The following is a 21,620-nucleotide window of genomic DNA, read 5'->3' as shown; positions in this document are numbered from 1 at the left end:
GGTCAAGATAGAAAAAGTATGGTTATTCCTTATCTGAAATAAAAAATATGAATTAATCAGGAAGTTGTATTTTTTCTTTTCCAACAATGAATGTTCGTCTAGGCTCCGTATTTGGGTTTGAAGTGGAGTGAGTAATAACTTCAAGCACAAGATAATGATCCTCGTCCTCAGATGTAACGCTATGCTGTTCTCCTGTTTCTCCACCTATTAGCACTCTATCTTCTCCTAAAGCGTCTGTTGCGCGATACCACTGATAAGAGGGAGTATTAAGGGAATCATCATAATCAATATCCATTAGATAGTAATCTGTGGAAAATACATTCTGCATGTTATCCTTCAATTGACCATTCAGCACATAAGGCGCATCGTCCACTTGTTGGAAGGTCAATACATAGTCATTATTTTCCCCGCCTAGTGTTTTGCCTTTATATCCTTGTAATAAAGCATTCATGTCGCCTAACGCAGGTTCCGCATTACGATCCACGTCCATTCGATTCATCTCTACATAGCTAAATCCGCGGCGACTTACCATGTTGCGAAGATAATCTAAAAGGTCAGCTGCATCCAGAGAATTCACTTTTCCGTCTGCATTTACATCCCCATTTTTACTAATGTAAAGTTCAAAGTTATCCGTAACCGTTTCCGGCACATCAGATACAGTATATTTTGCTTTCAATTCGATGTTGATTTTGCCGCTCTTGTAAGGAATAACCACCAATGTACTCGTAGGCGTTGGCATATTTTCATCTTGTCTCGTTTCTACATACACCTCAGCTATACTGCTATCATCTGAACTGGCTGTGAGCGTATTAAACTCATCGGATCGAAAATGTGTACTTAAATTGATTCTGACTGTATTGTTGCTGGTTACCTCGATGGGCACATCGGGTACAAAAGAAGGATCATTTTGTTCCGATGAATAGCTCAACCATTTAATACCATCATTAAGTACAGGTCGTGAAATGTTTATTACCGGACCAATTGCTCCTGCGTTAGCTTGAGGAAGGGTTCCACCTATTGGCAATGCTATGCCCAATCCGAGTGCAGTCAACATGCTTTTTTTCAATATCGGCTTAAGCCGTTTTTTGTTTTGTTTCCCCTTCAATTCATGTTCCTCCTCGTGTACATTTCAAATTTGAACAACTACATGCTCAGTATAACGAGTCATTCTGAACCGATTCTGAACAGGTCCATGGAACTATTCCCAATTGTAATTCGACAAAAAACGCCATGGAGTAAGCCTCCATAGCGTTTTGAACACAAATCATTTTCCAGTTTGGATCAAATTGATCTGAAATTAAATTCCCTCAACGATTCGTTTGGCTCTAACCTTCACCTCACGGTAAAGTTCTTCCTCATCGATCGTGAGCAGCTTTCTGCCTCTCATGAGGATCTGACCATTCACGATCGTGGTGTCCACATCCGCACCGTTTACACTATATGCCAGTAGCGACTCTACCTCATGTACCGGTTGAAGATGTGGTTTCGCCAGATCAATCAGGATCAGATCAGCTTTGCGACCCACCTTAAGCACACCCACTTCATGCTGTAATCCAAGCAGACTAGCACTTCCGCGTGTCGCCATGTGTAGAACTTCCTTGGCTGGCAAGCGTGTGGGATCACCATAGTCCAGCTTTTGCAGCCAGGTCGCGGCTTTGATCTCCTCAAACATATCCACGGTTGTGGCACTTCCCGCTCCATCCGTTCCCATTCCCACGTTAATTCCTTGGGCCAACATCTCGGTAATCGGAGCAATTCCACAACCCAGCTTCAGATTACTGACCGGATTGTGTGCTACACCGCCGCGCATACCCTTCAATCTGCCGATATCCCTTCGATTCAGGTGCACACCATGTGCAAGCAGCACGTGTGCCTGTTCGAACATCCCCGCCTCTTCCAGATACTCTGTCGGCGTCATGCCATAGCGCTCCCGAATTTTCATGACTTCTTCCTTCGTTTCAGCCAGATGAATATGCAGAGGAATATCCTCCGCGACAGCCATGGCAATGACTTCACGAAGCGGCTCCACGGGACAGGTGTAGGGTGAGTGCGGTCCATACATGGTTGTAATCCGTCCTTCGGCCGCTCCAGACCAGCGCTCTACAAGATCAATTGCCTCCTGCAACCTGCGTCCACCATCATCCTCGAGAAATACCATCCCGCGTGTAAGCGATGCCCGCATACCCGTTTGCTTAACCGCTTCTGCAATCTCATTCATATGGATATACATATCCGCAAAGGCAGTGGTACCGGAGCGAATCATCTCGGCAATGGATAACTTAGCACCCCAATAGATGTCTTCCGGGTTCATACGTGCTTCAGCAGGTAGCATTTTGCGTTCGAGCCAGTCCATCAGCTTCAGATCGTCCGAGAATCCCCGGAGCAGGCTCATCGGTGTATGTTGGTGGGCATTTATCAGTCCCGGCATGGCAACCTTATTACGGCCATCGATAATCTCATCTTGCGGTTGAGGCAGAATGTGGTCCGCAATCTGCGTGATACGATCTCCATCAACACGAATATCCCCCGTGGAGGGGGCATCGGCATCTTTCATCGTCAGGATGGTCGCTTGCTGAATCAATATACTCATTACATTCACGGCTCCTCTGGATTGGTTATCGTTCCTTCCCTATCCGAGGTTAAGCCTTCACGTAACGGCAAGGTCAAGTCATTTTAAATTTTGGATCGTCATCTTTCTGAAACTTTGTATAAAGGGTTTAGGGTCGATTTCAACCATATATGGATACACGCCTGTACTTGTGTGCAGATAGAAAAATCCACCTTCATCGCCCATTCGTCGAAATGACATGTCAAACACCTCAGTGATATTGAACTCGCGGTATTTGGTCACGATTTTATCTGAATACAGAATCATGGAACGGGCATTCATCTCAATCTCTTGGGCGAGACCCGTCACTTCTCTCTGCACTTTATAATAAGGTAATACAGCAACGCAGTTCATGATCTCCCTCCATTCATACCATGATTATTGTTCCATCATAGCAGATCGGAGGGTACCCGCAAAAGACATGAAGCTAGGTGATCTTGATTGTCACCTTTAGTGGCGTATGAAGTGCATCCTGAATGTCTTGCAAAGAAAGAACCTGTTCAATATGAAACACACCATGTGGCAGCTCTGACTTTGTTCTATATACGCGTTCTGCCACGGCTGCTGCCACGGCCGCTGTCGCATCTGCTTCTTTATGGCCAACAAGCAATTGTTCGACGCGGACTTGCTCACCATTTTCCCATCCTACGGCATCGACCTTGACTGCATACATTGGCTCCCCTCCAGGAATAAGGCCAAATGCCTTAACTGTTCCATTGCGAATAGACGGGACACGCAGCAACGAAAACAACCCTGCACGTTTGGAGATTGCCATAGATCTTGTGATCCAGCGGGAGTCCAGACAGAGTCTGGTAGATACGGTTGGAATCCGTAACGTCCGAGCAACCACATGCTGATCCGAAAAGTTAAATCGATACGCTTTCCGGTTCCCCAGTTCCTCTCCAAAATCAATACTTTTGCCATCTCCGAAACTTTGTACCTCAGCAGGTTTGCCCTTTTGCATCACCTGGTAGGTGGCATTCATCTGATCAACGGTCCATTCCACGGCAGCTTTCCCGTGTTTCTCGCCAAGTCCCAGCATTACGGTAATATCCGCTTCCTCCACCTGATCCATATGCATGGTCGCTTCGCGTACAAGCAGATTAGTCACTCCCGGTGATAATCCAACGCTGAGGATCGCGGTCGATTTGGAACGTTGCATTTTGGTGTGTAATTCTTCAACCTGAGCCAGAAAATCATATTTTGCAGAAATATCAATATAATCGGTTCCGGCTTGTGCGCAGGATTCAACAAACCGGGTATCGTTCTGATCGACACACATGATTACAAGCTTCACAGACCGTAACATGGACGGCTCCACAGATCGTGTTACATCCAGTTGAAGCGGCAGTACAGCACCACCTGTTGATCGGCTGAATTCTTCCGCACGGTTCATGCGCGTACCCGCTGCCCACACTTTACCCGGAAATAATTTCCCCAGCTGAGCACATATCATCTGACCTACTTGACCATAACCACCAACTACCCAGATTTGATCTTTCACAGACTTCACGTTAGTTTCGACTTGCATAATACCCCTCCACCCAGAACGCCCCGAAGTAACGTGTAATATGTGAGAAACCGCATTCGGTCAGTAGCTGAGTCATCTCTTCAGAGGATATGGGATCAGATTCATGGCCCAAGGAAGCAGCAAAGCGCTCCCACTCTTCAGAAAGAACACCTGCACTCAACATGTGATCCTTCCAAGCTTGCATCATCAACGGATATGCGGGGGAACGAAGATCCGCATTTACAGCCGCAATGATCAGTGGTGCACCCGGTTTAAGTCTCGCTGCGAGGCTGGTCAGAAACGCTCTCTTGGCCTCCATCCCCTGAAGGAAATGCAACATAAGCATGCTCGTCGCTCCATCATATACAATATCCTCCGGCAATTCTTCAACTGTGACAGGTTGCAGCTTCACTCTGGAACCGATGCCTGCTTCAGCGACTCGGCTCTCGGCAAGTTGTAGCATGGGCTGTGAGGGATCTACTCCAGTCAATGTCCACTCAGCATGGCGTGATCCAAGCAAAGCAATTTCTTTTCCCCCTCCCGCTCCGGTTACAAGTATATGAATATCGTTGTTATCTGTAACAGATGCTGCAAGCAGCCGTTCCATTAGATCATGCATATGAGAATAACCCGGAATTTTCAGGGCTATCGATTGTTCGTAGCGATGTACATCTGCCGTTTCCCAGCTCATGGGCGATGGATTGTGACTCATGGATACTACACTCCTCTTGAATTGAAGTTAGACTTGACTCGCTGTTCGTCTAATTTCATTATAGAAGGATACGCCGAACCTACAATCCCAGAACATTGGGATATAAGCATAGCGAGAGGAGATATCTTGTTGACATCACGTATTGATCGGAACCACAGACTTATCACTTCTCTTGAAAAAGGAACCTGGACCTCACGTACCTACCGGGAAGCTGTTCTGAAGCAGATCCATTCGGCGGTGCCTTACGATGCGTACTGTTTCACAACCGTTGATCCGCTGACTCTTCTCTCCACAGGAGCTGTGACAGAAGATGGCATTGAAGCCATTCATGATCGGTTATTCATCAATGAATACATGGAAGAAGATATACATAAATACGCTGAATTAATTCGCAGCGGTGAACATACAGCAACACTTCATACGTCCATGAACGCACAACCTGAACAAAGCCCACGTTATCTTAACATTCTTCAGCCAGCGGGGTTCGGTGACGAACTGCGCGCTGTATTAGTCAGTGGAGACGCTTGTTGGGGATACCTGACCTTGTATCGTAAGACCGAGAATGCTTTTTTTACAGAGGAGGAACTGTCGCTGATTCAGAGCTGGACTACTTCTATTGCAGCCATGCTGCGTTCCACGAGTCTGACACTGATGGATGAGATCACGAGTGAAAGTCCCGAGGAACCCGGAATTTTGATCACCTCGGACACGTTCCAGCTCTTATCGCTGAACGCCCCGGCTCAATATTGGCTGTCCCAATTGCGTACGCTGGAACATGTAGGGCCAGACATTCTGCCCCGTCCGGTACGTGCAGTGAGTTCCCACTTGCAGCGCAAGAATCGGGCTGAACGGGCTGAAGATACTCCACTCGCTCCCGACTCGCCCTCCAAAGTCTGTATCCAACTTCCGGATGGGCGTTATCTCATCCTTCATGCCAGTCTTATGCAACAGCTCGCGGGACCGGATCAGATTGCTATTCGTTTGGAACAAGCAATGCCGCAGGATTTGCTGCCCTTGCTCGCCGAAAGTCATGGATTATCCAGTCGAGAACGGGAACTGCTGGGTTATGTACTTCGTAGCTATTCTTCCAAAGAGATTGCTGCCGCGATGCATATTTCTGTATACACGGTTCAGGATCATTTGAAATCCATTTTCGCCAAAACCAAGGTATCTTCACGTCGCGAGCTCATCTGGTATTTCGTTTCCCGTTTCCAGTTGTCGGATGAGCCGGCCATATAAAGGCTGACAGGTAAGCAGTTCACTCTACAGTTCCAATTCACTTGGGTTACCAAAGCAAAAAAAGCCACCATTCAGGCGACTTCTTAAGCGACGATATTCTTGTCCTTTGGGGTCGCTTGCTTATTTTCCCCGTGAGCGGATAAGCTTGCGAATGCTCCATTGGACAGTTCAAAATCACACTTATGTTGGTTTCACTTCCACTTCATTGATATGAGGTCCGAGAATAACATCTCTCTCCAAAGAGAAATGTTCCCCATTAACCGTTACATTCTCAAATCTCACGTTCTCTACCTTCCGCGCTTCATCGTAGCCTTCGATATGGGATGGATTCAGACAACTTCCGTTATACGTAATATTTTTGAAAAGAATATCCCGGATCTGTTTCCCCGGAGCAGGATTGTATTTTGGATTTTGCAGCACTCTCACATTGAACAGTTCACCCAATTCAAAAGGTTCAATGCGGATATTCTCATACACTACGTTCTGTACTGTGTTGTTGTCTCCGGCATTGATTGCAAGACATCCCCAGTAATCCGGCTGTGGTTCGTGATGCTCGAGGATATCAATATCGCTGAATACAATATCCTCAATCACATCTCCATCTCCTTCATAGTTACCATGTGTGCCTATATTGGCTGGGTGCGCTACATCTGCCCACAAGATCGAACGGGTAACACGCACCCTCCGGGTATCGCCTCGATATTCATCCCTTGAAGCATAGATCGCAATACAGTCATCAGAAGTACGCAGAAATACACTGTCGATGGTTACATCTGAACAGGCCATCATGTCAATACCGTCCGACCAGCCACGTGTACTGAAAGTTTTTATATTGCAAATATCTATAGACTCCGATTGACCAATCAGGACCGTATAATGGGGTGGATCAATGACTGTGATACCTTCAATCGATATATTTCGGGCATAACTGATTTCTACCCCACGATAAAAGGTCGTTTTCTCAAAATCGGAAAGGTACAGAATGCCTCTGCCACGAATGACCACATCCTCCACATGGCTACAAATAAACCCTCCATAGATGACTGTGCCACCGGCGATATAGATCATTGTATTCGAAGGTACTTCTAAACGGGATGTATCGAAATGATGGATACCGGGTTGAAAATATATCACTTTGGGTTTCACTGCTGAACTCACATCTGCCAAATTCCTCAGAATATCTACCGTGTTATGCATTCCCGGTTCAAGCGGCAGAACACCCTCATCCGATACTAGCGGGACATCTTGTTCCAGAGGATTAGCAAAGATATGCAGATTGTGGAATCGATCTCCGTCCACTTCCAAGGATAGTTGCCGCGGACCTTCCAGATGAAGCAACATACGGTTTGCTTCCAACTCATAGCTTAATCCTGTTGAGATTGGGCGGATGATCGCAGCCTGAACACTCCCTTCATTTTTCACAATCTCCAGTTCCACCGGCCCATTACAATCGAACGTGACCATCGATGCATTGCGGACATCATGCATATCGACCTTCACATTGTAGCTGAACAAAGGTTGCCACTCCTCACCTGGCTTGCGGACATTCACGGTGAAGTCCGGGTTGACTACAGCACCAATCGGGGCTGGATAAACCACTAAATGCGTATTTACAGTCTGCATATCCGTTCTCCTCCATACCTTGAGATGAGACAGTTAGCAGATGAGCACCGTTCCCAGGTTCATCTGCTAACGATCTTGCCATCATCCCTGAAAGTCATTTTTATTTACTGCGTTCCTCGTAGATCTGTTGGGCCTCATCAAGTTCCGACTGTCCCCCGGAGTTCAGCCACTGTGACCGGAAATCATCAAAATCTTTATCAGTATTCGCTTCACCAGAAATTGCTTTAATATAATATTGAGCCTGTAGTGTGTTCAAAATTGCCTCGTATTGGGCTTTCGTCTTCATCACCGTCGACTGCATCAGATCACTCAGGACGGTCACACCTTCCACATTCGTCAACTTTTCTTTGAAAGCCAGCTTTTCAGGAGAATAGTGATGCTTCATCATGGAGCTGACTTTGGCACCGAATGGATTATAGAAACCTGCACCCAGTTCACTCATTAACTCCGTACCTGCTGCCGCTTCCGTAACGACCGCCAATTCACCTTCCAGGTTATAGGAGTTTCCTTTTTCCCCAAACACTGTCGTCAAGTAGCCTTCCGTATCTGTCGTGACATACTCCAGAATTTGCAAAATTTTAATTCGTTTGGCGTCATCCTTCTCAAGCTGTGCTCCAAACAACAACGGAGGCTGCAAGGCTCCGTTAGCCATCGCATACTTCTTGCCATCCGGCCCAGAGAATGGAACGCCGGGAACAAGTTCAATGCCTTTATCCTTAGAGATCAGGCCAAAATATCCATCATCATACAGGTGGTGCCACATTCCGGTTTCAATGATTCCGGTACGCAGACTGACAAATTTGGTTTGAATCTCACTATTGCCATCGGTGATGAATTCAGGATCAATAATGCCCGCCTTATACCATTCATTTAACAGCTTCAGCGCATTGCGCGCTTCCTCTGTAATTGCGCCATACGTTACTTTGCCATTCGCGTCCAGTTTGAACTGGTACGGCGCTACTCCGTAAGCTGCGAACACCGTATTGAACAGTTGTGCCTGGGCATCCTTGCCTCGTCCGGTCAAGCCATACGTATCCTTTTTACCGTTGCCGTCCGGGTCATTATTCATGAATTTGGTCAGCACATCCTCAAGCTCGGCAAGATCCTTTGGCGGTTCATTGTAACCAATAGCTTTCAGCCATTGTCCGTTATATGCGGGAATAAAACCCGTTGCACCTTCCCCCCATACCTTGGGAACACCCCAGTTCTTTCCGTTGTATGTACCCGGGTCCCAGGCATTTGGATCAACGCTCTCCACGTCCGCCGTGTATTTAGGCATATATTGCTTGATCTCCTCTTGGGAAACACTCGCAAGGATACCTTGATCCGCCCATTGCACCACATCGCCTACGGTGCCATCTACAGAAATAATGTCCGGGATCTGGCCAGAAGCCAACATAACATTGAATTGTTCTTTCCAGGTTGCCGTCTCGAAGGAGATATTCTTGAACTTCACATTAAATTTCTCTTCCAGAAACTTCTGCACGTAATTGTTATCGGCTTTGGGAATATTCCAGTTGTTTGCGATTGAAATCTCAATTGGCTTTTCATTACCCCCATCTGAAGTTTCACCAGTGCTATTATCAGTAGTCGTACCACCACTGCAACCGCTTACGAGTAATGAAGCCGATACCACTAATCCCAGCATACCGGTAATGAATTTCTTTTGTCTCATCTTTGAATTCCTCCCTTTTGATCTAACGATTCGCATATGTGAATCAAGACACCCTGAGGCAGCCTGAATGAACCCGTGTTACCCTTTGAGCGAGCCTACCATCGTTCCTTTTACGAAGTACTTTTGCAGAAATGGATACACAATAATAATGGGCAGTGCCGTGAACATCAGTGTAGCGGCTTTGATGGGTTCCTGATAACCCAATTCTGAGCCCTTAACGTCTGCCGCGAACATGGATAGATTCTCTCCCGTGATGACCACTCGTCTCAGGAACGTCTGAAGCACTTGCTTGGAAGGATCCTGAATGTATAACACCGCGTCAAACCAGGCATTCCAATGTCCTACCGCAGACCATAGCGACAATGTCGCGATAACAGGCATCGATAACGGGAGAACTAGCTGAAACAGAATACGCAGATCGTTTGCCCCATCGATTTTGGCCGAATCCTCCAGCTCATCAGGTATGTTCTGAAAGAAATTACGCAGAATCAGCATGGAAAACGTACTGACCAGTCCCGGAATAATGTATACCAGCCGCGAATCCAGCAGCCCAAGCGATTTGATCAGAAAGTAAGAAGGAATCATGCCCCCGCTAAAGAACATCGTGAACACAATTAACATCGTATACACATTGCGATGCGGCAAGTATTTACGGGATAGCGGATATGCTCCAAACGACATGAACAGGATCGAGCAAACGGTCCCCACTACGGTACGAAAAACGGTGTTGCCAAACCCCATCCAGATATCCTGATTACCCAGTACCTTCTCCCAAGCAAAAAATGATACCTGCTGTGGATACAGATGGATACCCAATCTCAATGCTTCTGCCGGCGTACTGAACGAAATCGCAAGCATATGGACAAACGGATACAGCATGACAATACACAAAATAATCATGAACGTAATCAAAAAAGCCTGAAAAAGGTTACTGCTCCTGCTATGCTTCACTGCCTTGTCCTCCAATCTGCTTATTCTGTTTAAAAGAGCCCCTGCTGTCCAAACCTTTTAGCCATATAGTTCGTTGCCAGTACCAGCGCAAAAGCAATCACATTTTTGAACAGACCGACCGCTGTCGTCAGGCTGAACTGGAAATTCTGCAAGCCTACCCTATAAACATAGGTGTCCAGAATATCCGCCACACTATAAGTTGCGGGTGAGTACAGGTTCAAAATCTGATCAAAGCCGGCATCCATTACATTGCCAATACGCAGAATAAACATCAGTACAATTACGGGCATAATTGTCGGAAGCGTAATACTGAGGGTCTGCCTCCAGCGACTCGCTCCGTCCATCACGGCAGCCTCATACATCTCGGGCTGTACACCCGCAAGTGCCGCCAAATAGATAATCGTGCCCCAGCCAACTTCTTTCCAGATTGCCGAAATGACCAGTGTTGACCGGAAATGATTCGGATCTCCTAGAAAATAAACCGACTCCAATCCCACAAGTTGGAGCAAATAATTGACCACACCAGACGATGGAGACAACAGCGTGATCAATATCCCCGAGAGAATGACCCAGGAGAAAAAATGCGGCAGGTAGGTCAGCGACTGTGCTACCCTTTTGAAGGCACCTGAACGGATCTCATTGATCAGTAGCGCGAGTATAATTGGCGCCGGGAATCCAAACAGAATATGCAAAAAACTGATGATAATCGTATTCTTCAGAATCATTAAGAAATCAGGAGATTGAAAGAACAAAAACTCGAAATGCTTGAAGCCCACCCACGGACTGCCCCAGATTCCATCCATGATCCTGAAGTCTTTGAAGGCCAGTTGAATACCGTACATTGGGCCGTATGCAAAGACCGCGTACCAAATCATTACCGGAGCAAGCAGCAGAAACAGATATCTGCACTTCTTGTATTCCCTCCAGGTTGCTGCCCATTTTGACGGCTGTTCATTAAATATATTCTTTTTACCGTCCACTTCCGGATTGTGCACCGGGTTCATGATAACTGCTCCTTTCCAACCATCCAAAATTCCTCAAGCCACACTTCAATCTTAGAATTATGTAAGCGCTTTTTCCATTGCAAGTTCATTCAATTCTTTATAAATTCTTTCACGGTTTCTTATAAAATCTAACGAATTCATAAAAAATGACCGCTGCTTGGGTAACATTCGTTAGATGCTCCAAACAACAGTCATATGCACCTTACCTTCTAGCACCATACTCACTTCTGTTATTCCTTATCCAGAGATAATGAATCCAGCGCTGCCAGCTGTGAATTCCGATATTGCACAGGCGTTACGCCGTAGCGTGATTTGAATTTGCTGTGAAAATACTGAGGATTCCGGTAACCAACTTGCGTTGCAATAACTGACACAGCGAGACGTGGTTGATCACGCAACAGATCCGCAGCTTTTTCCAGCCGCAGCCGGGTTACATATTCCGTAAAAGATTCTTTCGTCCCTTCACTGAAAAGTGTAGAAATATAAGCAGGGGCGAGTGAAACCTCCTTCGAGAGGATTTGCAGGGATAACTCTTCATGCAGATGATCTGCGATATACACCTTCAATGTACGAATCACATCCGTATGTGCATGGTTACCGGCATACTTCAAATGTTCGGTAATCTGCATGCACAGCCTGCGAATTCCTTCGACCGTTTCGATCAGCGTATCCTTTTTCAATTCATCAAAAATATTGGCATGCGGCAGGAAATGCTGTAACTTCAACTCAAGCACCGATTGATATAATTGCATTATTAATTGCAGCACAGCTAGCTCCGCAGTCTCGATCTGCATATGACCATCCTGTAGAACCTCCAGAAAATGATTTATAAAATCAGCAACCGCTTGCTGATCTCCTGCCTGTAATGCATTTTTGAAATGATCGTATTGAAACAGATAAGGCGCTGTACTCATCTCCAGAACTCTGGAATACGCAACGATTGCATCTTTTCCATATAAAAAATGATATCTGCTTGCCTGCTTGGCCATTTGATAAGAATCAGCGAGCGCTTCTGGGTGGTCTACCCTACTCCCAATTGCCGCACCAAACCGGGAATCATGCTCAGCAGAATGTTGAGCCGCCTGCAAATCGGCCATTATACGATTTTCTGCGTCCTGTTCATCAGGAGAAATATAATAAATGATAGCCGCCTCATTCTCATTCAGTGGAACGAAAATACTGTGTAAAGACCGATTCATCTTTTCATAACGAATCTTCAGACCTGTACTTCCCTCCTCTGGAATCCGGAGATAGACGGTGCAATAGTGATATCCCGGTTGAATGAACTGTTCCGCTTCAATCTCCAGGCTTACGCCAAGCAAGAGGTTTTTCAAATCATTTTTTCTCGCTTGGGTTTCGAGGTTTACGATCTTTTCCTCCATTAGATGAAAAGTGTTACCAATAAAAGCGTACTCATTGCCCAAGGATGTGACAGCACTTGTTGTATGTAAACCTTTGATCTGCATCATCAGTCTTTTTAACGGAATGTAGAGTTGTTTGGAGAAAATGAACGATAGCAGCAAACCAAATAGAACAACAACGCCGCAACTAATTACAAGACTGTTTTTCAACTGTTCAGAGGACAGGACAAATGAGTTCATCGGACGATACATCGCATACGTCCAATCCTGCTGCGAGTTCGCGGACTCCAGATAAGACAGAACAGCTTTGCCTTCCGCTCCTTCTATAATCTGTTCTCCACTTTGGCGGTTGTGAATGGTATTCTGCAATAAACCACCGAGCGCCTCATTGTACTCCCCCGTGTGAAGCAGCTCTTTACCCGAAGAGTCGAAAATATACAGCTGGTCTGCCGGGGAACTCAAGATTCGGGAGGCCGCCGTCTGCAGATATTCCACCCCTACATCCATAAAGAAATAACCCATGGTTGGCACGCCAGGTGTCTCATATGGCAATTTAATCACATAGGTCATCACCTTGCTTCCATCCGCCAATGTCCGTAACAGCCATTCTTTAGGTTTCACTTCGTTCAGCTTCAAAATGAAAGCTGCATCTTCGGATGTATCACTCTTCATATGAAAGTTACTGGCATCCACGACATAATGATTGGCTGGAAAATAAACGGTAACATTCGTTAGCCCTTCATTTTCAATCCTGTAGAATTCCAGTTCCTGCCGAAAGGATGCAATTCGACTCAAATTCCCCTCCCAGCTCTTCGTTAACAATAGATTCAAGTTGAAGTTATTCTGAATGAACCGAATGGAGAGTGCTTTATTCTGCAGGTTGTCTTCATATTTCTTTAATATCGTCTGCTCGATATAATCCTTGGCGGAAATAAGGCGGTTTTTATTGTCCTTGGCAATCTCATCCTCCATCATTTCATTAGCTTGGGTATACCAATACCCACCCATAATGCCGATCAGAACCACAGACAGAACAGTATATGACAATATAAATTTGATAAAGATGGTTTTTCTGTATTCAGGCATTTTCATCCATCCCCTTTAGCCTCGCTCATCGTGAACTATCCCGTCTCACAATAATGTATGCGCTATCATAAATGAGATCAACAATAGTTATTCATATTGCTTAAGCTATCAAAATCATTCTCTAAAATCCAGTATAAAATCTTTCACTTCATTCTAATTTCTTTCAACCCAGTGCGGACCTGCACTTATCTGGTACAAAACAATGCAAAAAAATGCCCCAAAGCCTCCTTATTGAGGCGCTTCGGGACATTTACATTGAACACGTGCTTTTTTTGCAGGCAAGCAGTATATCAAAATGATTTATTAGGATGGTTCGAGCTCAGCAACTTCTTTCATCCTTCTTCGTTCGTTTCCGTCTGGATAACCAGTGCCTGTATCGCCTGTAGAAGCTCGTTAGCTGCGGAATCAATCTGTGTTTGGGTGCTGTCAGCATCGTCCGCTATTTCCGTGGCCAGTGATTTGGCCGCCAACATGGCGGTAAAACCAACCTCTTCATAGATTTCTTCCTGTAAGGTGTCTGCTTGCTCCAGTAGCATGACTAGCAACGTCGGGTCTGTGGGCTTGCTGTACAATTCCAGTTCCGCCACGTTGGCATAACCGCCTGGTGAATAGTACCTCAGATAACGGAACGCTGTATCGTTGGTTATCGAAGCCGTATGCCATTGAACGCTACTGATTCCACTGATGGTATACAAATCGGTGTAATGCGTGCCGTCGTTAGATCCCTGTAGAATAGCTCCGTTAACACGCGTAATTTCTGAAGCTTTACCATTTCTCGGATAAAACTTGAAGCTCGACAATGACTCGGCCTGATTTTCTCCCAAATCAATATCAATCCATGCTACAGCATCCATTGTATCGGTAAACGTATCCACATTACTGTCCACGGCACGCCAACCATTCTGCTCTTTGGTCCCCTTGTTCTGATAGACTGGCGTGGAGGCCGCCACCATGGAAGGCGTTACGGTAATCTTCTGAGCAGGCAGGGAAGCAAGAGAAACCAGCTGCTCTTGAGCCTGGTACAACTCCTCCAGTAAAGCAGGCCGATCAGATGCAGGATTGTTGAAGAGTGCTCGAATCCGCTCAACCTCTTGCATGTATTGGTAGTAGCTTCCTTTCGTATATCCATCAGGGCTGACTACCTTGGAATCGATACTCCGAATATCATATTGTCCGTACAATTCCACTTCTGCCACATTTCCGTTCCATGCAGCCCTGTTGTAAATTCTCAGGTATCGGTAAGCATCATGATCGATTATTTTATCCCCGCCAATGTAAGTCCACTTGCCTTCTGTTGTTCCTGTGACGGCTGCAATCAAGTTCGTCCAGCTGTTATTGTCATTCGAACCTTGCAGGACCACTCCGTTCATTCTTGCTGGATAGGAGGCTCTGGGCATCAGCATGATATCGCTCAACGTTACGGATACATCTGGTCCAAAGTCCAACGTATAGTAGGCCCCGGCACCAGTTGCCAGATCACCGAAAGTCCCCGTATTTCCATCGAACAATAGATAGCCTACCTGTTCCTTGCTCAGTCCGCCTGTACCATACTGCTTATCTGAAGCAGTTACGGTGGCCAGCCTGGATACATCGAGGAGCTTGGATTGGTTCACCAAATACAGCGAAGATCGATCCGTCGTGAAGATGGCAGGACCTGCGGACAGTCCATTAGCCGTCTTATAATCGATGGCAAACCGAATAGGACCTGTAGGCGCAAGATTGTCGATGACCGCAGATGCCGTCCAGTTCAGCTGATCTGTGGAATGCACCGTTGCCTCCTGACCTTGAATCACTGCCTGCACATCATGAATCGGCTCACTGGATTCAAAGGTCAACACAACCGTATTGCCTGCATCAACGCGGTTCTGTACGCTCTGGGGGGAGCTTATTGTGAGCGATTGAATCTTGTTATTCGTTTCATGGCGTTCTCCAAATATTCTGAATTCGGACAACTCCAGCATCGTACTGGATGGCTCAATCATCTGAATCTTGAAGAACCGGAAGGCAGTATTCCTACGACCTTCGCTGACTTCAAGTGTCTGCATATCTTCAGATACGACGGTCAGCCCTGGCGTTAGACGTGTCCATGTTTCATTATCATTAGAACCAAAAATCGCAGTACCGCCGATCCGCTCGGGAAAACTTGCTCTTACCTGCAGGGAGAAAGCATCCGCAGTGACTTTATAATCCGGTCCAAAATCCATGGTGTGTGTCAAATTGACGGCGTTACCGTAAAATGCAAAACTTCCGGCGTAATTATCCAATAAATTCAGCGTTTCATTGAAGAAGGTTGCGGCAGTCAGCATATGGGAATAGTCCATACTTCCATCCTGAAGCTGCGGTGTTAATTCTTGTAGACCTACTACCGCAGTCCTCAACTCCACCAGCTTTTGCAAAAACTCGTCATCTGAAACCGTTGTTATTACGTCCATGACATCAGCATAAATGCTGTTGTAGTGTGTTAAACTCCCTGATACATAGCGGGTTTCCGGCTTATAGGCAGCAATCACTGCGGCAACGGCAGACGCACGGTCAGCGCTCACGATTATCTTGACTTGTTTGGCAGTGATGGTGGTCCCATCCGTCGCTCCTACCACTATGGAATAGGTGCCTACCTGCTCCGGCTTCCACAAAAAAGCACCCGTACTTTCGTCAAACACAGCCCCCTCAGGCTTATGATCGATCTGGTAGGTAACGTTGTCGCCTGCGCCTGCATCCGTGGCAGTAAAATCGTACTGCAATGCTGCATTTGACCCGACATACGTATACAAATCAAGAGAGGTTCCGCTCTCGTTAAAGACAGGTGGCGTCAGCTGTTCACTAGCTTTTAGATGGATGTGATCCATATCCACCACAGTGCCAGCTCCCTGAATTTTGAAATACGTCAAATCACTTAGGCCGCGAAGGTTTGGCATTGTATAGGATACATAATTCCACTGCCCCTTGGTATCCGGTAAAATTAAAGGAGTTTCCTGCCATCCATTGATCACAAGCTTGGCTGTACCATTCGTCCGTATTCGCAGCCCTATGGTTTTAACGGGAGTGCTGGTGCTGACGATGGCGATTCGACTCCCCTCTTCCGTGGCTGTAATCTCTACAAAGGAAGTTTCACCCTCTTGTTTTATCTCGGAATGTGAATCCAGACTGGTAGCCCGGTGTTCAATTTCATTCCAATCTGCATTCGTCGATACTTTTGGAAGTGTTGTTGCTCCCTCAGTTCCTGCTTCTTCGGGGATAAACATCCAATAATCGGCGCCTCCATCCGGAGATTCCCAATAGAAAGGCAGTCGCTTCTTAAACATATCGGTATAATATGGAGCTTCCTCTTCCATATTTAGACCTGCCGTATATTTGTAATAATAGTAGAGACCATACACGTTGCCCCCAATACGTCCTCTGTATCCTTCAGCCAGCTCTTTATAGATAATGGTCGGATTGCCATCGGCATCCGTATGAGCCGCTACCGGTGTCCATGGCGTATCATGGCCCAGCATGAACTGTGCAAAATAATCGGCCGCTTTCAATATCCTTTGATCCAGATATTCGTAGGCATTGACCGCATTCTCCGCAGTGGACACCGTTCCTGCGACTGGATCGACCTTGGTTTCCTGTGCTTCCAACAGGCGGGCCAAGATCTCCACATTGGTGAGATCCCCAGCGCCATGGGCCTGATCCCTGCCCATCTCTACATGCTGCACTCTCGGTGGAACCACGGCTTCACCTGTCACAATATTAGTGTCCACCCATCGAAACAACTGCTTGATCGAACCATTTTGCCCTTGATCCACAGCAGACTCATTCACGGTAAACCACTCTACACCCTCATTGTAACGATCACGGTTTCCTGTAAATATATATCCTGACATCGCTCCAAGGAGCGGATACAGATGCTGGTTCATAAAATACCCGTTATCATGCTGGAAAGTATCTATGACCGGATAGATGAGATTATTGCTAAAATTGGTTGTGTCCTGGACTGTCCACTCCAGGTCTTGTCTTGTGCTGCTCGTATATCTTAAAATCTCTGCTGCTGTCACCATGCGATTCAATGGAATTCCAGTGTGAATGTGTGAATCAATGAAATAGGTGTATTTGGCAGGGTCCATCTGAGACCAGATTCGAATGATGCCCATCGCGTTAGCCCTGTACACCTCTTCCCCGGTTACATAATACATGATGGCTTGTGTGTAGGCCTTTAAGCTGTCCGCAATAAATTTGGAGTTGAAGGATTGACTGTTAAAATCTAAGCTGCCAGGTTTTGTCGGATCTGCACTGCTCTGATTGCTGGACGTAACGTTCTTGGATGCGGTTGGGGAATCTGTCATTCGATTAAAATAACTATACCAAGGCTCTTGCTTTGCCAGCACCTGTGTGCGCATATTCTCAAGAATGTCCTTGGTGAGCCCGATTCCCGGATGTTTGAAACCGCTTGCATCAATTTCCTCATAAATCGTTGGCAGATATGTTGCTGACGTATTCTCGTTCACAGACGCTTCACCTGATACCGGATAAGCCACTGCAACGAAACTAACAATTAGAATAAACATTACAACACACTTGGCTTGGCTTACCAAACCGCGCTTTTGCCGAGATGCCATGTACACTCCTCCTTCATGTTGTAGACTTGTGTGACATTCACTTCGTTTGATTGATGTGTCGTTATTTTCTATATCATTGCAGGATTTCACAAGCTTCGTCCATTGCAAAATCATTCAATTTGTTAAGATATCTTTCAAATGATCCAGAGGGTGTGCTTATTTAAATGCATGACTTTGATATCATAGATGTTTCTGCCCTCTTTCGGCACAGGAATGTCTGCTCTCAACACAAAAAGAAGCCTGATCCATATGGATCAGGCTTCCTCATTATATTTTTCGTGTTCAACAAGTTTCCGTAGCCACCATGTTTCCCTTGTCACCTGCGAACGACTTGATTAAGACTTTGCAGGTTTCCGTGAAGGTTTGGATGAGCTGGATTTTTTATTCTTTTTCTGACTAACTTCCACAACCACAGGCTCCTGTGGGTGTTCCACCGGGTACATTTTGCGGAACAATAATGTCTGTAGTACCAGGAATGAACCCCCAACTGTCCAGTAAAGCGGCATGGCTGCCGGGGCTGTTAGAGAAAAGAATGCCATCATCAATGGGGAGAGATATCCCATAATGGCGAACTGTTTTCGCTGCTCAGGCGCCATATTGGCTTGTGATACCTTCGCTTGAATCAGATAAATGACCGCAACCACCACAGCGAGCACGTAGTCCGGCGCTCCCAGTTTGAACCAAAGGAACGAATGGGAGGACAACTCCGGTGTAAGTCGGATGGCTGTGTAAATTCCTGACAGGATAGGCAACTGAATGAGCATTGGCAAGCAACCAATATTCAGCGGATTGAACTTATGCTTCTTGTATAGCTCCATCGTTTCCTGAGACAGCTTTTGCTTATCAGCAGGATCATTTTTGCCTTCATATTTTTTCTTGAGCGCATCCATCTCGGGTTTCATGGCGTTCATGATGACTCGTGTTCCCTGCTGGGACTTGGCTTGACGCATCATCAACGGCAGCAGTGCTAAACGAATGACCAGCGTGATCACGATAATTGCGACCCCGTAGCTTCCGTTAAATATAGTAGCAATGTGTTGAATCAGATACGACAGCGGAAATACAATATAGTGGTTAAAAAATCCCGGTGTCGATGAAGTAATCTCCGACACGTTGTTGCTGCATCCGGCAAGCAGCATGACTGCAAACAAAATGGCAATCAGGCCATAGATCCGTCCCTTGCCCGATGTAAAAGTGAATCCCTTGTTGGTCTTATGTTCCATATATATCCTCCTCGTTGATTTGTTGACCAATCGTTCAACGAGGAATGACAATCTGGTTCATCTTCATCGGGCGCTTCTCTTCGTCTAATCATGCGGCTCCAGTCTTCCTGTCTGTGTTGTCTGTCCAAACACAGGGCGGGAAGTACAGGTTCAAGTCCACCACCGACGCCACCTTCCATCCAGTACTCTGTCATGCCACAGTGAAGATGGGCAATATAGGCATAACTGACGGTGAAGATGAGTCCAATCGAGAATAAATATGGTAATAACTCCTGCAGTTCAAACAAGGGATTCACCCCCTTTATAGGTTAGTTTTTATATTATAACACTTACATATTGTTTTTGCATAAATCCGTCCATGAAAACAGCTATTATTCAACTATTCCGTTCTCAATTTGGACATTTCTAGCTCAGCTCTGTGTCTTGCAACGTTATAAGAGGGCCAGGAACGATCTGATGTATCCATCTCCAAGTAGGCTTGACGTTCCAGCATTTCCCTCTTGAGATCCGGATACTCTTCCAGAGCAAACGCTCGAAGTAACGGAACCACATCTGCCGACAGACTTGCCAGGTAGGTTGCATCAATATTGCCAGTCTGATGATAACGTTCAATATTCAGCTCGGCAATCCGATTATCCATGCCCACATAATTGACTGCAACATAAGCTGTGAGCGCCAGCACAATATACCAGCGGATCAGCGGTATGGATTTGTAGCGTATACGAAGGCCGGCAATCAGCAACAGAAGTGCCAAGAAGATCATGAATGCGTGCACCAGGAAGCGAATGTACGTATATCCATAAGCCTGCTCATAGAGATTAAGGCGCATAAACGCGGAATACAGCATGATTGCCGAACAACTGACCAGAATCAGAAGCAGCACCTGATGCACGATGGAACCCGCTCTGCCACTCGGACGGGTATACTGCAACGCAACAATAAGAATAAAGAAGTTAATACCTGTGACGAGAATCAACTCCGCGAATCCACTTCTTGCATACTCTGCATAAGACAGATCTACCGGAAGTTGCCCCTCTCCCGCACCAAACAGATACGAAAACTGTACAAGTACGAACAAAATGTACACAACGTTAATGACAATCAGCATCGTACCCACAATGATGGGGTCCAATCTGAATGGTTCCCGCTGAACCGCAGGGCGTTCGGGCTCGGGTGTAATCTTATTGGTAACCTGACCTTCAGTGGCCGGGCCCACAGGAGAGAATATATAGGTGTGATCACGCTTATCAACCGTGGATACTGCTCCATTTTTCCAATGTGCGTTCGCTCTCTTCTCTGCCTCATACTGCATCGGTTGTACAAATCCCCATACATAACCGAATAGCAATACACCTGCGATGACAATCCAGATGATTCTCGGTATCCCTGGAGTAAAAGCCAGCTGATTCAGCCACTCCGGAAAACCGGCTAGATATTGATCGAAGACCCCGTCAGCGGAAGACAGTAATGCAACGACAACAATGAGGATCGGCAAAGACGCGACAAGGCCAATGAGCACTTTGAAAACAACGGTTTTCTGTGATTTGTCCATGCCACGCCCGCCTGCTCTCACAGCAATAGCAACAACAGTCCCCCAATGACGTATGGCTTGAGGTAGCAAGTGGTCAATAGCCGTACCAATCAATCCGATCTCCCACCACTGCTTCTGTTTTCTGCCCATCAGATACGTCATATGTAAGATAACTACGCCGGGTACAACCAGAAAATTAAGAACATACAGCAGTTCATTGTCGTATAACAGGAACGTTAGCGACAACAACAGCACTACAGCCGCCACAAAAGCATCAATGAACTTGAAAGATCTCATGCGGTCCTGCGCAAACAGATACATGAACACATAAAAGAGAATTACAAAGATAGGATACGATACGCCAATCTCATTACCATAGAATAAATACTGGTGAATAATTGCCAGCATCCATGCAGACAGTAGCGTGATTAGAGCGCGGTGCGGTGAAGCCATTATTTTATCAATCATGGGAAAAACCTCCATTAACCTTTCTATGCTA

Annotated in this window: 15 protein-coding genes; 1 reads left to right on the top strand and 14 read right to left on the bottom strand. The window is 46.1% G+C overall.

Annotation, left to right across the window (positions count from 1 at the left end; all coding sequences use genetic code 11):
- Positions 1–52 precede the first annotated feature (52 nt).
- The 5 genes from PAHA3_RS07135 to PAHA3_RS07115 form a co-directional block, all read right to left on the bottom strand.
- Positions 53–1,105: a hypothetical protein gene (locus PAHA3_RS07135; protein WP_062834095.1), complete on the bottom strand. Its 1,053-nt coding sequence runs from the start codon at positions 1,103–1,105 to the stop codon at positions 53–55.
- Between the two features lie 192 nt (positions 1,106–1,297).
- Positions 1,298–2,590, bottom strand: coding sequence for an amidohydrolase (locus PAHA3_RS07130; protein WP_062834094.1), 1,293 nt, complete (start codon positions 2,588–2,590; stop codon positions 1,298–1,300).
- Positions 2,591–2,668: 78 nt separating this feature from the next.
- Positions 2,669–2,962, bottom strand: coding sequence for a hypothetical protein (locus tag PAHA3_RS07125; RefSeq protein ID WP_062834093.1), 294 nt, complete (start codon positions 2,960–2,962; stop codon positions 2,669–2,671).
- A 73-nt stretch (positions 2,963–3,035) separates the two neighbouring features.
- Positions 3,036–4,139 (bottom strand): saccharopine dehydrogenase family protein, encoded by a 1,104-nt coding sequence (locus PAHA3_RS07120; RefSeq protein ID WP_062834092.1) that lies wholly within the window; start codon positions 4,137–4,139, stop codon positions 3,036–3,038.
- Complete coding sequence (locus tag PAHA3_RS07115; protein WP_062834091.1) at positions 4,123–4,830, bottom strand: class I SAM-dependent methyltransferase; 708 nt, start codon at positions 4,828–4,830, stop codon at positions 4,123–4,125. The genes PAHA3_RS07120 and PAHA3_RS07115 overlap by 17 nt, the downstream gene beginning before the upstream one ends.
- A gap of 129 nt (positions 4,831–4,959) precedes the next feature.
- Between PAHA3_RS07115 and PAHA3_RS07110 the strand changes: the two genes are divergently transcribed.
- Positions 4,960–6,069, top strand: a complete 1,110-nt coding sequence (locus PAHA3_RS07110; protein ID WP_235599383.1) for a helix-turn-helix transcriptional regulator — start codon at positions 4,960–4,962, stop codon at positions 6,067–6,069.
- 180 nt (positions 6,070–6,249) lie between these two features.
- On the opposite strand, the gene PAHA3_RS07105 is transcribed toward PAHA3_RS07110, so the two are convergent.
- The 9 genes from PAHA3_RS07105 to PAHA3_RS07070 all read right to left on the bottom strand — a co-directional run bounded on the left by PAHA3_RS07105 (position 6,250) and on the right by PAHA3_RS07070 (position 21,589).
- Entirely contained in the window at positions 6,250–7,692 is a 1,443-nt protein-coding gene (locus tag PAHA3_RS07105) for a glycosyl hydrolase family 28 protein (RefSeq protein ID WP_062834090.1), read from the bottom strand.
- 100 nt (positions 7,693–7,792) lie between these two features.
- Complete coding sequence (locus PAHA3_RS07100; RefSeq protein ID WP_062834089.1) at positions 7,793–9,367, bottom strand: extracellular solute-binding protein; 1,575 nt, start codon at positions 9,365–9,367, stop codon at positions 7,793–7,795.
- Between the two features lie 78 nt (positions 9,368–9,445).
- Positions 9,446–10,318, bottom strand: coding sequence for a carbohydrate ABC transporter permease (locus tag PAHA3_RS07095; protein WP_235599382.1), 873 nt, complete (start codon positions 10,316–10,318; stop codon positions 9,446–9,448).
- Between the two features lie 29 nt (positions 10,319–10,347).
- Positions 10,348–11,322 carry an ABC transporter permease gene (locus PAHA3_RS07090; RefSeq protein WP_062834088.1) on the bottom strand — a complete coding sequence of 325 codons (975 nt, stop codon included), beginning with the start codon at positions 11,320–11,322 and terminating at the stop codon, positions 10,348–10,350.
- A 230-nt stretch (positions 11,323–11,552) separates the two neighbouring features.
- Positions 11,553–13,769: a helix-turn-helix domain-containing protein gene (locus PAHA3_RS07085; RefSeq protein ID WP_062834087.1), complete on the bottom strand. Its 2,217-nt coding sequence runs from the start codon at positions 13,767–13,769 to the stop codon at positions 11,553–11,555.
- 332 nt (positions 13,770–14,101) lie between these two features.
- Positions 14,102–18,367, bottom strand: a complete 4,266-nt coding sequence (locus PAHA3_RS07080) for a discoidin domain-containing protein (RefSeq protein ID WP_062834086.1) — start codon at positions 18,365–18,367, stop codon at positions 14,102–14,104.
- Positions 18,368–18,702: 335 nt separating this feature from the next.
- Positions 18,703–19,590 (bottom strand): membrane protein insertase YidC, encoded by an 888-nt coding sequence (yidC, locus tag PAHA3_RS07075; protein WP_062834085.1) that lies wholly within the window; start codon positions 19,588–19,590, stop codon positions 18,703–18,705.
- A complete protein-coding gene (locus PAHA3_RS29775) occupies positions 19,527–19,877 on the bottom strand; it encodes a hypothetical protein (protein WP_201028074.1) in 351 nt (116 codons plus the stop codon). Before PAHA3_RS29775 ends, yidC begins: the two co-directional genes overlap by 64 nt.
- Before the next feature lie 92 nt (positions 19,878–19,969).
- A complete protein-coding gene (locus PAHA3_RS07070) occupies positions 19,970–21,589 on the bottom strand; it encodes a DUF4153 domain-containing protein (protein ID WP_062834084.1) in 1,620 nt (539 codons plus the stop codon).
- Between the last annotated feature and the right edge of the window lie 31 nt (positions 21,590–21,620).

This window comes from Paenibacillus amylolyticus (assembly GCF_001570725.1).
Classification (GTDB): Bacteria; Bacillota; Bacilli; order Paenibacillales; family Paenibacillaceae; genus Paenibacillus; species Paenibacillus amylolyticus_A.
Note: the sequence above shows the minus strand (reverse complement) of the source record. Positions and strands in the feature narration are given on the sequence as shown.